14 protein-coding genes and 1 riboswitch are annotated in these 14,656 nt (G+C 54.7%); of the genes, 8 read left to right on the top strand and 6 right to left on the bottom strand.

The genetic code is table 11. The annotated features are described in order from the left end of the window. On the top strand, nucleotides 1-384 hold a 384-nt coding region (locus V7730_RS19375), incomplete at its 5' end, for an IS30 family transposase (RefSeq protein WP_335749224.1). Here V7730_RS19375 and V7730_RS19370 read toward each other — a convergent pair. The 3 genes from V7730_RS19370 to V7730_RS19360 form a co-directional block, all read right to left on the bottom strand. After that, a complete protein-coding gene (locus V7730_RS19370; protein ID WP_335749223.1) occupies nucleotides 377-673 on the bottom strand; it encodes a hypothetical protein in 297 nt (98 codons plus the stop codon). The genes V7730_RS19375 and V7730_RS19370 overlap by 8 nt on opposite strands. A gap of 92 nt (nucleotides 674-765) precedes the next feature. Continuing rightward, nucleotides 766-1,122 carry a hypothetical protein gene (locus V7730_RS19365; protein ID WP_335749222.1) on the bottom strand — a complete coding sequence of 119 codons (357 nt, stop codon included), beginning with the start codon at nucleotides 1,120-1,122 and terminating at the stop codon, nucleotides 766-768. Nucleotides 1,123-1,654: 532 nt separating this feature from the next. After that, nucleotides 1,655-1,891, bottom strand: coding sequence for a hypothetical protein (locus V7730_RS19360; protein WP_335749221.1), 237 nt, complete (start codon nucleotides 1,889-1,891; stop codon nucleotides 1,655-1,657). 550 nt (nucleotides 1,892-2,441) lie between these two features. Here V7730_RS19360 and V7730_RS19355 point away from each other — a divergent pair. From V7730_RS19355 to gcvP, 6 genes are all read left to right on the top strand, one after another. Further along, nucleotides 2,442-2,789, top strand: a complete 348-nt coding sequence (locus V7730_RS19355; protein WP_335749220.1) for a helix-turn-helix domain-containing protein — start codon at nucleotides 2,442-2,444, stop codon at nucleotides 2,787-2,789. 298 nt (nucleotides 2,790-3,087) lie between these two features. Beyond that, the gene (locus V7730_RS19350; protein WP_335749225.1) at nucleotides 3,088-3,789 is read left to right on the top strand and encodes an autoinducer binding domain-containing protein; all 702 of its coding nucleotides are present in this window, start codon (nucleotides 3,088-3,090) and stop codon (nucleotides 3,787-3,789) included. Between the two features lie 79 nt (nucleotides 3,790-3,868). Further along, on the top strand, nucleotides 3,869-4,702 hold the full coding sequence (locus tag V7730_RS19345) for an acyl-homoserine-lactone synthase (protein WP_335749219.1): 834 nt from the start codon (nucleotides 3,869-3,871) through the stop codon (nucleotides 4,700-4,702). A 163-nt stretch (nucleotides 4,703-4,865) separates the two neighbouring features. Further along, nucleotides 4,866-4,951, top strand: a riboswitch (glycine riboswitch). A gap of 160 nt (nucleotides 4,952-5,111) precedes the next feature. Further along, nucleotides 5,112-6,233 (top strand): glycine cleavage system aminomethyltransferase GcvT, encoded by a 1,122-nt coding sequence (gene gcvT / locus V7730_RS19340; protein WP_335749218.1) that lies wholly within the window; start codon nucleotides 5,112-5,114, stop codon nucleotides 6,231-6,233. Between the two features lie 17 nt (nucleotides 6,234-6,250). Beyond that, a complete protein-coding gene (gene gcvH / locus V7730_RS19335) occupies nucleotides 6,251-6,610 on the top strand; it encodes a glycine cleavage system protein GcvH (RefSeq protein ID WP_335749217.1) in 360 nt (119 codons plus the stop codon). A 17-nt stretch (nucleotides 6,611-6,627) separates the two neighbouring features. After that, entirely contained in the window at nucleotides 6,628-9,471 is a 2,844-nt protein-coding gene (gene gcvP / locus V7730_RS19330; protein WP_335749216.1) for an aminomethyl-transferring glycine dehydrogenase, read from the top strand. Between the two features lie 42 nt (nucleotides 9,472-9,513). On the opposite strand, the gene V7730_RS19325 is transcribed toward gcvP, so the two are convergent. Both V7730_RS19325 and V7730_RS19320 read right to left on the bottom strand, forming a co-directional pair. Beyond that, nucleotides 9,514-10,971: a glutamine synthetase family protein gene (locus V7730_RS19325; protein WP_335749215.1), complete on the bottom strand. Its 1,458-nt coding sequence runs from the start codon at nucleotides 10,969-10,971 to the stop codon at nucleotides 9,514-9,516. Further along, entirely contained in the window at nucleotides 10,968-12,305 is a 1,338-nt protein-coding gene (locus V7730_RS19320; protein WP_335749214.1) for an aromatic ring-hydroxylating dioxygenase subunit alpha, read from the bottom strand. The genes V7730_RS19325 and V7730_RS19320 overlap by 4 nt, the downstream gene beginning before the upstream one ends. 168 nt (nucleotides 12,306-12,473) lie before the next feature. Here V7730_RS19320 and V7730_RS19315 point away from each other — a divergent pair, with 168 nt between their 5' ends. Continuing rightward, entirely contained in the window at nucleotides 12,474-13,265 is a 792-nt protein-coding gene (locus tag V7730_RS19315) for an IclR family transcriptional regulator domain-containing protein (RefSeq protein ID WP_335749213.1), read from the top strand. 579 nt (nucleotides 13,266-13,844) lie between these two features. On the opposite strand, the gene V7730_RS19310 is transcribed toward V7730_RS19315, so the two are convergent. Continuing rightward, the gene (locus V7730_RS19310; protein WP_335749212.1) at nucleotides 13,845-14,084 is read right to left on the bottom strand and encodes a DUF2798 domain-containing protein; all 240 of its coding nucleotides are present in this window, start codon (nucleotides 14,082-14,084) and stop codon (nucleotides 13,845-13,847) included. Nucleotides 14,085-14,656: the final 572 nt, after the last annotated feature.

The raw sequence follows: 14,656 nt of genomic DNA, 5'->3' as shown, positions 1-14,656 counted from the left end.
TACGTGATGCTGGCGAAGGTTAGCAACAAAGACAGTCACAGCGTCATTCAGGCTTTGATTAAACAGTCACGCAAACTGCCCAAAGAACTGTATCGCTCCCTTACTTGGGACCGGGGGGCGGAAATAGCAGGGCATAAGAAGTTCACCTTAGCCACCGATATTGACGTCTATTTGTGCGAACCTCACAGCCCGTGGCAACGCGGTTCAAACGAAAACACCAACCGCCTGCTGCGACAGTACTTTCCAAAGGGCACAGATTTGTCGATACATAGTCAAGCAAAGCTGAGCGCCGTTGCAAGACAGCTCAACGAGCGACCACGTATGACGCTAGGATACGAAACTCCCGCAGAGCGTTTCAATGCATGTGTTGCGTCGATCAGTTGAGACCGCCCCTTGTTGAGGTCTTTTGTTTTCGATCACGTCTTGCGCGATGTGCACGACAGGTTGGTTCATTCCAGTCTTCTGGCGCAGGCAGGTCATGTTCGTCCAAGGCCCACATCAGGCGGTAGGTTTCTGCCTCGCGCACAGCGCTGCCAAGGTATTCGGTTAGCTGGCGCAGGATCGCTTTGGTAATCCTCTCTGAGGACACATCAACCGTGATGCATGGCGGCAGAATAAGTCCCGAGGTGTTCTCTGATGGCAGCGGCGTTGAGAGCGTTTCGTCGGGGATCATTTAATGCGTACGCAGCACACCGTCCTTTGCCATCAGTCCGCTCAATTGTGCGCTGACAGCGACGGCATCCATCGCATCCGTAACCCGCTCGATCAGAACCAAAGCGTTGCCCAGCCAAAGCCGGCTTCTTGCTTAACATCAATCACCTGACAGCGGGTATTGGAGATCCGTCCAAAATTGGTGATCGACCATTGGGTCTGCTTGGTAAGCGCTTTTCGGTACGCGTCTGAAGTGAAATCGGCAAGGCTGCTGGTGCGGTAAAGCGTAAGGTATCGGCGCGCCGACCCTGATACTGCATGATAGCGACGCGCGCCGGTGAAGCCCGGAATGCGAACGCGTTCTTCCATGTGCTCACGGTTATACCACTGATTGAAATCTGCCTCATGGCCGGGGTCGATATCGCTCCAGACGCGTACCGAAAAGCTGCGCCTGATCTGTCTTACGGACATTGGTCTTTCGCATCCTGATTTTGGACAGACCTTTCCTGGTATGTGGGGGGCAGGGCCCGTCTCCGTCAAAGCGCGGTCAGGCTCTGTCGATTACTGTGGAGGGACCCTTGGCCAGATGCGATTCATCCATAAACAGGATTATTCAGGGGGAGGGTAATCGGTTTTCCGATCATGCCAATTATGTTTGGATTATAGCTTCTGCTGATGGCGCTCGGCGCAAATCCGTGCCAGATTGGCAATCGCTTTGCGGGTGGCTGCGTCCGAACTGCGCCGCCATATGCAATACAGGGGTAGGGGCGGTAATTTTGAGTCCACGTCAAGCTCGTACAAACCCAGTACTGCTAGATCGCATGCTCGTGGCAGTGGTGCGATTCCAAGACCCCGTTGCGTTAATCGGGCAATCGCGGCCTATGATGCAATGCAATGCACGATTGAAGGCCGTAAACCGCATTCGCTAATAAGTGCAAGAACGTTGGCATGAGGCCTAAATTTACGGCTAAACGTGATCAACGGACTGTTCGACATCGGCCCACTATAGCGTTTCATAGTGTATCCCCTTGGCTCCAATCCAGCCCACTGCAAGGGGCGGGAGGGCTGTACAGACACAGGTTTCATTGTGGCGGTCGTCTGTCTTCAGCAATATGTTCAGACCTCCGCGCTCAAACGCGGCAGCGATGTTCAACTTCGGCTCAACCGTCAACTCCAGTTCCAACTGCGAATTGCAGCGCGCCTCCCCTTCGATCAGGTCGCCGAGCCAAGTATGTACCACTAATAACACCAGCCACAAACGGACCCGCCCCACAGCAGTGGTGGGTTCAGACAGGGTGTTGCGCGACTTGCCCTCGGGCGGCAAGCATTTACTGGGCTTTTACTTGAATTATTGCGCAGCCACCGTGATGCGCGTGGCATGAAATTCAAGGTCAAAAAGATCGCCCCGCAACTCTGTCTCCAGCGAGGATATCCCACTGGATGTCGGTGCGTGGCTGACATAGAACTGGTCTACATTTGCCGGACAAGATCCAGGGTAGATCTAAGCCGCTCTTGATTCATGCTGATCGGGTTTGTGTCCATGATTTCACTTCGTAGTGAAAATCAGCAGATTGAAAATTGCATCTTACGTTGGAGGCCGACTTTCGGGGGGAGCGCAGTTCAGTAGATACAATGAATAGCTTGAATTCTGCCACATATTGTCCACAAATAGGAAGTACCCCAGTTGTTACAACTAGTGATTGAACTGAACAAGTTAAATCATTAGATTTAGTGTGTTAGGTAAGGCAATCTGACACTTTTTCTGTAATCTTAGTCGTAGGTAACACTCCATGTCACACCCGGTAGACATTCAAGTTGGTCAAAGACTCAAACAGCTTAGAACAGCACGCGGACTGTCCCAGACCGACTTGGGGAACAAGCTAGAGCTGTCGTTCCAGCAGATCCAGAAATACGAGGCTGGGAGCAACCGGATTTCTGCGAGCAGACTCTTTGAGTTGGCGCAGGCGCTCAGCGTGGGGCCAGCCTATTTCTTTGATGGCATGCATGGCGAACAAAACAGCAGCAAGAGCAACGCGTCAGGCATGGCGGTTGCAACAGCGCTTGCCTCAATTGAGAGCGATGACACCAAGAGGCGAATTTTGAGCTTCATTGAAGATGTTTCTGCTGCAAAGCTCTGAATAAGCCGTACTTCAGGAGACAGGTTGTTCTCGGCCTGCGCCGCAAACTTATCATATTTGTACTTTGATAGGTGTTCTGCGTGATCGTTGACGGTGTTCGGCATCTTAGGGTCAGAAATTCGGTTCTGGCGCCTTGAAAATCGTAGCGGATGTTTTTTGCATTCAATCTGATAAGGGATTTTCCTTGGTCGAAGCGCATATGAGCGGGCTGCCATTGCATGACATGAGGAACTTTCCAGAGCGTGCTCATATAAAAAATGGACGTAGCACATCGGTTCTAATTGCGATACTGTTGATTATGTCCGTCATTGATCTAAGCAAACTTCCGTTTCCTCAGAACGACTTCAGAGCGTCTCTTGATTCCGTGTGTGAGAAGTACGAGCTTGATTTTGCGGCTTATGCGGGGATGGATCCGATAGCGCAGACCGTGCATGGCTTTGTGAATTATCCCGACGAATGGCAGACGCGCTACGTGAAAGAAGGGTTTCAGCACAGAGATCCGACCTTGCTTACAGCAGCCCGCAGTATTGCACCGGTAGACTGGCAGCGGTTACGGGGCGAAGCATCGTTCAAGACTATTTTTCAAGCAGCAAGCGACTACCGCATTTTCGAACAGGGGCTTACCATTCCGGTCAGAGGGCCCTTCGGTGACGTTGGCCTATTTAGCGTGACGCGCGATTGCTCAGATCGGGAATGGGAGCTGCTAAAGCGTAAGATCCTTGGTGATCTTCAAGCGGCCGCTGTGCAAATGCATGATCACGTCATGAATACGAATGAATTACGCCAGAAGCTGATGCATCCGTCGCTGTCGTCGCGCGAAAAAGAGATTTTGCAGTGGGTCGCCGCAGGCAAATCCCAGCAAGACGTCGCGGATATTCTATCGATCTCTAACCGTACGGTTGAGGTCCACTTACGCTCAAGCAGAAGCAAGCTGTCTGCTTTGACAACCGCCCAAGCGGTAGGTCGTGCGATCGGTCTTGGTATGATTTACCCCGTTTGATCGAAAACCCTACGGGTTTCCCACAATAGCATCCGGACAATTTAAGTACGATCCTTCTCTCAAATAGGAGAAGAGTATAATGATCATAGTCATCGATGGTACGAACCGGCACCTTTACACACGGCTTCTCGACGAAATGTTTGCACTGCGTGCGCGGGTTTTCGGCGCGCGGCTTGGCTGGGAGGTCGACATCAGGGACGGCCGCGAGATCGACCAGTTCGACGCACTTGACCCGGCTTATGTGATTGGCGTCAACGACGACAATAAGGTCGTATCGTGCGTACGCGCATTGCAGACCACTGGTCCGCACATGCTGTCGGATGTTTTTCCTTCAATCCTCGGAGGAGAGCCGCCACTGCGCAGTGCAACCATATGGGAATCCACACGGTTTTGCGTAGATACCGAGGTTCTTGACCGTGGTAAAACGCGTGGCTCGATCAGCTATGCGACCTGTGAGCTGATGGCGGCATCATTGGAATATGCCCGCGATTCCGGCATTACAGACATCGTTACCGTAATCGATCCGGTCATGAACCGCGTTCTAAAGCGGTCAGATTGCGCGCCTTATGGCTACGTTGGCAATACAACGCCAATGGGCAAAGTCAGCGCGATGGCAGCCCTTCTTGATTGCAGCGATGATCGCATCATGCGGACACGTCAGTTCGCAGGGATTGAAGGGGACATCTTCGTCGATCCCGCGCGCGCAGCGGCGCTATCGGACAAGAGAAAAATGGCCAATGGCGTCAAACCAGCCGACGCAAGCTCACAGCCAGCGGTGGTGGAGCGTAGCCGTCAAACGCTGCTTAAAGAGTATTGTGAAGACCAGATTGCAGATGCATCAACTCTAGAGGAGTTGGACGCGGCACGAAAATTGAACAGCATTCTCGTCGAAGCGAAACTGCTTGTTAGTTGATGGCTGGGAGCATGCGCCGTTGGACAGCCCGGCCGGGGGATCTGTTGAACGGCGTATTATCAGGACCTTAATTGGTGGAAGAATAACGGGCTGTTTCATGTATGTGTGCCAGCCCGCTATTGAGCACTTGCGCGTTCAACTTAAATAGGTCATCTTTTTCGCAAGACCCATGTCGGGAGAACCAGTCTATCTGGTGCCGAAGGAGCAACCGCCCCGGAAACTCTCAGGCAAAAGGACCGACTTGGGAATGAGGACTCTGGAGAGCGGCGTTTGGATGCGCACACCGAAGGGATAGCGATCTCAGGTGCAAGGACAGAGGGGGCATCACGCGTACAGGCATCAGCCTGTGTGTTTACGTGGTGCCGTATGATTTCAGAGAATCTGCGCGCCTTTTGAGAGGGAGCTGCTGATGTCTGATCTGCTGCACACGCCGTTATATGACTTGCACATGGAGCTGGGCGCCAAAATGGTGCCCTTTGCTGGCTATGCTATGCCGGTGCAATATCCGCTGGGCGTGATGAAAGAACACACTCATACCCGTGAGAAGGCGGGGCTGTTTGACGTAAGCCACATGGGTCAGGTGATCGTGAAAGGCGCGGATTTTGATGTCACTGCTTTGGCGCTTGAGGCGCTTGTGCCTGTGGATATTGTAGGCTTAGGGGAAAATCGTCAGCGTTATGGGTTCTTCACCAATGATGCAGGCGGGATTACTGATGATCTCATGCTGGCCAACCGCGGGGATCATATTTTTGTGGTGGTCAATGCGGCCTGCAAGGCGGCGGATATTGCCCATATGACGGCTAATCTTAGCGGTGTAGCTGTGACCGAGATTACCGACCGCGCATTGCTGGCGCTTCAAGGGCCAGCGGCAGCGGCGGTGCTTTCATCGCTTAACCCGCGCGCAGCCGAGATGCGGTTTATGGACGTAGCAACACTGTCGTTAGGGGGAGCCGAATGTTGGGTCTCACGTTCGGGATATACTGGCGAAGACGGCTATGAAATCTCTGTGCCAGAAGCACAGGCTGATATTTTGGCCCGCGCGTTACTGGCGCATGATGATGTAGAGGCTATCGGTCTTGGCGCGCGTGACAGTCTGCGCTTGGAGGGCGGTTTGTGCCTTTATGGGCATGACGTTGATACATACACCACTCCGATCCAAGCGGCACTGAACTGGGCGATCCAGAAAGTGCGCCGTACAGGCGGCGACCGCGCGGGGGGCTTCCCGGGTGCGGATGTCATCCTGAGCGAACTTGCAAGTGGTGCCGCACGCAAACGGGTTGGACTGCTGCCCGAGGGCCGCGCGCCGATGCGCGAAGGCGTGGCATTGTTTGGCGATACCGAAGGCGATACGCCGATTGGAACGATCACTTCAGGCGGCTTTGGCCCGACAGTTGGCGGGCCTGTAGCCATGGGCATGCTCGCGACAGAATTCACCTCAAACGGGACCGTTGTGTTCGGCGAACTGCGGGGCAAACGGTTGCCCTTGACGGTGACGGCGCTTCCTTTTGTCCCTGCCAATTTTAAACGTTAACCAACCGGAGACTATAGATGAAATATACCGAAGAGCATGAATGGCTGCGCGCTGAAGGCGATCTTATTGTTGTTGGAATTACAAGCCATGCAACATCGCAGCTGGGCGATATCGTTTTTGTCGAACTGCCGGAAGTGGGCACTGTTGTGACGAAGGATGACGAGGTTGTGGTGATCGAGAGTGTAAAGGCCGCATCCGACATCCTTGCCCCCATTGATGGCGAGATTGTTGAAGTGAACGAGGCGCTCGGCGACACTCCTTCCTTGGCGAATGACGACGCCATGGGCGAAGGCTGGTTCATGAAGATCAGGCCGTCAAACCCTGCGCAGATGGACGCCTATATGGACGAGACCGCCTACAACGCCCTTATTGCCTGATTTCCCGGAGCAACGCCATGACTTTTACGCCCACAGAATACCTGCCCTATGACTTTGCCAACCGTCGCCACATCGGACCGTCAGTGTCCGAGATGGCGGACATGCTGAAGGTTGTGGGCGCGAAAGACCTTGATGCGCTTATCGACGACACGCTGCCCGCGAAAATCCGGCAGGCGGAGCCGCTTGATTTCGGCAGGCCCCTGTCGGAGCAGGAATTGCTGCGGCACATGAAGATCACCGCAGGTAAGAATATGGTGCTGACCTCGCTGATCGGGCAGGGCTATCACGGCACGGTCACGCCGCCTGCAATCCAACGCAACATCTTTGAAAACCCAGCTTGGTACACAGCTTACACGCCTTATCAGCCAGAGATTTCGCAGGGCCGGCTTGAGGCTTTGCTCAATTTCCAGACGATGGTGTCAGACCTGACAGGGCTTGATATCGCCAACGCGTCGCTACTGGATGAAGCGACGGCCTGTGCCGAAGCGATGACCATGGCCAAGCGTGTGGCCAAGACAAAAGCGATGGGTTTCTTCGTTGACGAGAACTGTCATCCGCAAAACATCAATGTGATGAAGACGCGGGCCGCTCCGCTGGGCATCGAAGTGATCGTGGGCAACCCTGATGACATGGATGCGTCTGCTGTCTTCGGCGCGATCTTCCAATTCCCGGGCACGTTTGGTCACCTTCGTGACTTCACGGACGAGATCGCAGCGTTGCACGAGAACAAGGCGATTGGCGTCATCGCTGCTGATCCGCTCTCGCTGACCTTGCTCAAAGAACCGGGGGCGATGGGGGCGGATATTGCCGTCGGGTCTACGCAGCGCTTCGGTGTGCCCGTGGGCTACGGTGGCCCGCACGCCGCCTATATGGCGACGAAGACAGGCTATGCCCGCTCTATGCCGGGCCGGATCGTGGGTGTTTCCATCGACAGCCAAGGCAACCGTGCCTACCGTCTGTCCTTGCAAACCCGCGAGCAGCATATCCGTCGTGAGAAGGCAAACTCGAACGTTTGTACCGCACAAGCGCTTTTGGCTGTGATGGCGGGCTTCTACGCGGTGTTCCACGGTCCTGAAGGGTTGAAGGCGATTGCCCAGCGCATCCACCGGAAAACCGCGCGCTTGGCCGAAGGGCTGAATGGGGCTGGTTTTGACGTGCGCCCAGCAGCATTCTTCGACACTCTGACGGTTGAGGTGGGGCCACTGCAATCGGCGGTCATGAAATCGGCTGTGGATGAGGGGATCAACCTGCGCAAGGTAGGCAGCTCTCAGGTCGGCATCACGCTGGATGAACGCACCCGGTCGAGCACCATCGAGGCCGTCTGGCGTGCCTTCGGGATCGAACGCGAGGACAAGGATTACACTCCGCATTACCACATGCCGGACAAGCTGATCCGCACGTCCGAATATCTTACCCATCCGGTGTTCCACATGAACCGCGCCGAGACGGAAATGATGCGCTATATGCGCCGCTTGGCTGACCGTGATCTGGCGCTGGACCGTGCGATGATCCCGCTGGGATCGTGTACAATGAAGCTGAACTCGGCAGCGGAAATGATGCCGGTAAGCTGGGATGAGTTCGCTCTGCTGCACCCGTATATCCCTGCGGATCAGGCTGAAGGATATATCGAGATGATCGATGATCTGTCGGCCAAGCTGTGTGATGTGACGGGCTATGACGCTATCTCGATGCAACCGAACTCTGGCGCGCAGGGTGAATATGCGGGGCTGCTGACGATTGCAGGCTACCACCGTGCAAACGGGCAGGGGTACCGGAACATCTGCCTCATCCCGATGTCTGCGCATGGGACCAATCCCGCGTCTGCCCAGATGGTTGGGTGGAAAGTGGTGCCGATCAAATCGGCGGCCAATGGCGATATTGATCTGGAAGATTTCAACGCAAAGGTTGCAGAGCATGCCGACAACCTTGCGGCCTGTATGATCACCTATCCTTCGACCCACGGCGTGTTCGAAGAAACTGTCATCGACGTCTGTGATATCGTGCATGCGAATGGCGGGCAGGTCTATATCGACGGCGCGAATATGAACGCGATGGTCGGACTGTCGCGTCCCGGTGATTTGGGGGGTGACGTAAGTCACCTCAACCTGCACAAGACGTTCTGCATTCCCCACGGCGGTGGTGGTCCCGGCATGGGGCCTATCGGGGTTAAGGAGCATCTGATTGTCCATCTGCCAGGTGATCCGACTTCTGGTGAAGGCGCAGTTTCTGCAGCGCCTTTCGGTTCACCATCCTTGCTGCCAATCTCATGGGCGTATTGTTTGATGATGGGCGGGGACGGCCTGACCCAGGCGACGCGTGTGGCGATCCTCAATGCCAACTACATCGCCAAGCGGTTGGAAGGCTCGTTCGAGGTGCTTTACAAAGGGCCGACAGGGCGCATCGCACATGAGTGTATCATCGATACGCGTCCCTTCGCTGACAGTGCCCATGTGACGGTTGACGACATCGCCAAGCGTTTGATGGATTGCGGCTTTCACGCGCCCACGATGAGCTGGCCTGTTGCTGGCACGTTGATGATCGAGCCGACAGAATCCGAGACCAAAGCCGAGCTTGACCGGTTCTGTGATGCAATGATCGCCATCCGTGCCGAGATCGCCGAAATCGAGGCGGGAACGATTGATCCCGAAAACAACCCGCTCAAGAACGCGCCGCACACGATGGAAGACCTCGTGAAAGATTGGGACCGCCCCTATACCCGTGAACAGGGCTGCTTCCCTCCGGGCGCGTTCCGCGTAGATAAATACTGGCCGCCGGTGAACCGCGTGGACAACGTCTGGGGTGACCGCAACCTAAGTTGTACGTGCCCGCCGATGGATGACTATCTGGAGGCTGCAGAGTAAAACTAAAGAAGCCCTTCGAACACCGGAGGGCTTCTTTTTTGCTCAATACAAACCGAAGTATTCGGCTTGTTCCCACTGTGACACGGCCAGATGATAGCGATCCCACTCGGCCTGACGGATCGTTGTGATATAATCCACAAACGCATCGCCCAAAGCGGCGCGGTAGAATTCTGATCCGTCCATGAGGCGTATCGCGTCCAGCAAATTTGCGGGAAGGCGGGGTGAGCCGTTGTCGTAGGGCGTTTCGACAGGGTCGGGGGCTTTCGCGCCTTTCAGGATCCCGTCAAGACCGGACAGGATTTGGCTGGTGAAAAAGTAATAGGGGTTGGCGGCCGTCTCAGCGACGCGGTTCTCTATGCGTGAGGCAGGATCATCGGCTACCATCAAGCCACGGACCATTGTGCCACGATTGTCGCGGCCCCACTGAATGCTGTCGGGGGCCAACTGGTGCGGGCGATAGCGCTTATATCCGTTAACGGTTGGCGTGGTCATGAGGCAGCTTTCGGCCGCGTGGGTCAGCAGCCCTGCGATCCAGCCATTTGCCACGTCGCTGATGGTCCCGTCCTGTAATGGCATCATTGCGTTTTGTCCGGTTGTCCGGTCCACCAGGGATTGATGCAAGTGCCAGCCACTGGCGGCCGCATTCTCGACGCCCGGGCGGGACATGAACGTCGCGTGTAGGCCGCGCGCGGCGCAGACTTCTTTCACAAGCGCGCGGAACATCATCATATTGTCGGCATGGGTCAGCGGATCACTGGGATCAAAGGTGAACTCGAACTGGCTTGGCCCCATCTCAACTTCCATTGAGCGGACAGGTAGATCCATTGCCTGACAATGACGGCGCAGAACATCCATGACCGGTTCAAGCTCGCCGTAGCGGGTTTCTGTCAGGAATTGATAGCCTTGGGCTAGATTTCGAGTTTGGGTAGGTTGGCCGGGCATAGTTGCGTCGGCATGATCCAGTTTTGCATCGACACGTTCGAACACATGAAATTCAACCTCAAGGCCCACGATCAGATCAAGGTTATGGGCAGCAAGTTTATCCACTGCCGCTTTGAGCATATCGCGGGGTGAAAAGGGGACCACTGCCCCCGATTTGAAGCGCGGATCGCAGAATATCCATGCAGAGTGAGGCGACCACGGCAGCACACGAAATGTGGCGGGGTCTGGCAACATCAGAATATCCCCCGCGCCGCCCATGCCGCCTGCCACGCCGACATCATCAGACCAGATCGGGAAAACCGTGCGGTGTGAGGTGTCTTTGAGCAGCAGTGTCGAGGGAGCAGCGAGGCCACTTGTGAAGACGGACGGCAGCGCGCATGCTACGATGGTCTTGCCGCGCAGCACGCCGTGCTGGTCTGCGAACAAAACACGCACTGTCTCAAGGTCGCTATCTGCCACACGTTTGAGCAGGGCAGCCGCCGCTTCAATCGCAGCGGCATCTAAAAGCCCTGCACGTGCCAAAGCGCCCGCCTCAATCCGCGTTTTGAGATTAGTCATCTACGATACGCCTCTTGTACCTTTGCGTCCCAATCGGTGCAGCCCGTCCGGCGCGCGCGATCACTTGCTTCAAATGCCTCGTGCCACGCATCCCTATCCCCGATCGTATCATTGGATATTGGACCATAGATCGTTTTCACATCGACGCCAGACACCATCGGCATCGCTTCTTTCGAGCCATCTTTGAGGCTGGTAATTGCTGCGCGCATCATGCGACGGTATTTGATAATTGCCACATCTGTCTTGCCCAAATGCTCCTTAGTACGGTCAAAAATAGCACCGGGGCTTTCCACCGCCCATTGGTCATGCACGTTAATATCAAGGCCCATACCTGTGTAGGTCTCGCGCTGCTGTTCATCGGGGTCAAAGCCATAGTTGTTGGCCTTTTTCTTGAGCGGGGCATAGTCGGGCAGGCGGTGCTCCTTGAGCCGTTGGGAGCGCATCTTTTCCTTGTCGACGGGTTTATCGAAGCTGGTGAACATCGAATACCAATAGCAGTTTTCGTCGTCAATCGGCACATGCCACTGCGTGATGATCATCTCGCGGCTCATGGGGATCGAGATTGCTTCGGGAAAAATTTGGTTGGTGATGCGGACGTGGGTTTTGCCATTGTCCAGATGACGCAGGGCAATGATCCGCATCCCGTAGTCGGTTTCCTCAACAGTTATGTCGGGGCGGGTATAGTCACGCAGTAGTTTGGTCATGGGAATGTCGGTATCCGCAGCCTTGTCGCGGAATTGTTTGCCGTAGCTGTCTGCCGGGTCCTCATCTTGCAGAAACCGGTGCAGGAAGGAGGCGTGTGCAGGATCAATGCCTACTTCCATCGCTTGCAGCCAGTTGCACTGCCACAAGCCTTTGAACGCGAACACATGGCTTTCAGGCGCGCGGAAGCAGTCAAAATTCGGGAACTCGGGCGGCTCACCCGGCCCCATGTAGGCAAAGATAATGCCGTTCTTTTCAATCACAGGATAAGAGATGTTCTGGATTTGCTCATGCATGCGGGAGCCTTCCGGCTCTCCGGGTTGTTCGACACATTGGCCGTCACGGTTGAAATGCCAGCCGTGGAAGGGGCACCGCAATCCGTTATCCTCAAGCCTGCCGTAACACAGATCCGCACCGCGGTGCGGGCAGGCGCGCCCGATCAGCCCCAGCTCTCCGTCGCTGTCACGAAACAGCACCAAGTCTTCGCCCAATAGTTTGACAGGCACGACAGGGCGGTTGCCTTCAAGCTCGTCAGTCAAAGCCGCAGGTTGCCAATAGTGGCGCATCACAGCGCCCGCATCACTATCCGGTCCGGTGCGGGTCAACTGGTTGTTCAACTCTTGACTGATCATCTGGGTGGTCTCCCTCGGAATTCTTTAGACTGGACTTTCGCCGGGTCAAAATGTTCATATAACGCACATTTGTTGACATATATAGAAGCGTATGCAAGGTCAGCGTGTCACGCAAGCCTTGGCTGCATCACCACCCAAAACTACTGAACCGTTTGACAGGAACGTTCCTTGACCACAGACAACCGCGATCCTTGGTACTCCAGTCGTGATATATCGACGACCTTTGCGAAAGGGTTGAAGGTGCTTGCCGCGTTCGATGACGGCTCCGCCTATTTGACCCTGCCCGAAATTGGCAACAGGACCGGCTATGATCGCGCAACGGTCCGGCGCCTCGTGATTACTCTTGTTGATGAGGGTTTGCTTACAAAAACGGACAAATCCTTTGCCCTCACGCCGAAGATACTAACGCTGGCCAGTCAGTATTTGCGGGGTCGCGGCATCGGCGCCACCGTACAGCCCATTCTGAACGAATACTCGGGACAGTTGGGTAAAGAAATCTCTTTGGCGACGGTGTCTGAGGCAGAAGCGATCTATCTTGCACGATCAAACATAACGGGATCGACGGTCTCGTTCGGGTTTACAGTGGGCAGCCGTCTGCCACTTTTGCACACTGCCATTGGTCGTATGTTGCTGGCGACGCAGAATGAAACGTTTAGGCGCGCGCTGATCAATGAAACCTCTCCGGTGCAATATACCCCACAAACCGTCACAAACCCTGTGGTCATAAAACAGGAGGTTCAGGCGGCAAGGGATCAGGGGTTTTCCCTTGTTACGTCGGAATTCGAGGCAGGGGTTTCAGGGCTGGCTGTTCCCATAGGACGCTTGGGGGAGACAAAAACAGTTATCGGCATCTCAGGTCCGGTGACAGCCTTTGATGAGCGTCAAGAGTTCGATCATTGTCTTGCGACCTTGCAGATGTGTGCTGTTGCGCTCGATCGTGCTTGGATCGAAGGCCCATAAGGGGCGCTATCTTCGAAACCTTGAATGCTGCGCTGCCGCGAAGGGTCTAGCCGTCCGGTTGCCGTGCGTCACCATCGCTGCCAATCTATTTGCTCTGATTGAAGATTGGCATGCTCGACGCATTGGCGGCGGATGTTCAGGCTCGCTTACAACGGGCGTCTCCTCCTGCTCGGACACATATGGCAAAAGCTTAAGCGGTAGACGCTGCACCGATTTTCGAACGATGGTGTGCGTCCACTCCGGGCCTGTCGCTTGTGCATGATCCAGATTATTTTTGCTGGCCTGAAACGCTGATCATTTCGGCAGTTTCGTCTGTGGGGCAGAGGGTTCTTCATGCGCTGACAAGGGCGCCCTACAACAGGGCTATGATATTCTCAAACGCTCTTTTTTCGAAGGATAGCATTTTAATATGCATAAATGACTGCTGGTTTAGACGTCTTCGGCCACCAGACGACCAAAATCTTTGGGGGCGCCCGCATATTGTGTTGATCCGCTAAACGGTTGATGTGAGCGTCCGTTTCGACACAAATTGTGGGATAGCAAGGTGAGGAAATGCCCCACCACGCTATCTGGCCTGATTCAATCGGCGTCAGTGGCTTTCGCGGGCTTTGTTAACCAGATCGCGATCCGCAACGAGACTGAGAAGGCGATAGCCCCAAGCGCAAAAGCGAATGGCCATGCGATAAGGGCTGATTTTGGCCAGACCGAAAGCCAGAGTGCGGTTGGCCCAAGGGAGATAAATGACATAATTCCGGACATCGACACTGCCATCAGAAACGTCATGAAAATTTGAGTAAGGATCAGAGATTTTTTGTCCATTGCTGGTTCTTTCCATGGTGGACGATGCCTTGACACGCAATTAGCGAAAGAGGGCACCATCCTGTTGCGAGGGTGGTGCCGCGGGTTCGCGCTTAAAAGCGCAACTAAATCTCGTGTGAACGAGGGCTGGAATAACCGGACCAGTCTGAAATTTTTTTGGCCTTTTTTGGCCAGTGGTCATACGAGCAAAAGGCAATACCCGAAGGCTGTATTTCTCAGTAAACTTGTCTCAGAACGCTCGGATTTATAGGCCTTCTATTTGCAAGCCAGAGCTCACAAACACAATGAGCGGACACCCCTAAATCTTTTTGGATGATACGTATCATCAGTCATGCTCTGGTTGCGGCTTTGGGTGAAAGGCTGTTACGCACGGGCAATACGAACAGGCTTATGGCAGTTTTATTGCCACGCACCTTTAGTGGGAGGTGCAAAAACGATTGCTATCGCATTGTTTGGAAATGGCACGTGCTGCCATGTGCCTACTGTTTGTACTTAGCGCAGTCGAGGCATGACCAGCACTGTTGAATGTCACTGAGAGCTGACCCGGTAGCCCCATAAATTGTCACTGAGAA

The organism is Sulfitobacter sp. (assembly GCF_036961165.1).
Classification (GTDB): domain Bacteria; phylum Pseudomonadota; class Alphaproteobacteria; order Rhodobacterales; family Rhodobacteraceae; genus Sulfitobacter.
Note: the sequence above shows the minus strand (reverse complement) of the source record. Positions and strands in the feature narration are given on the sequence as shown.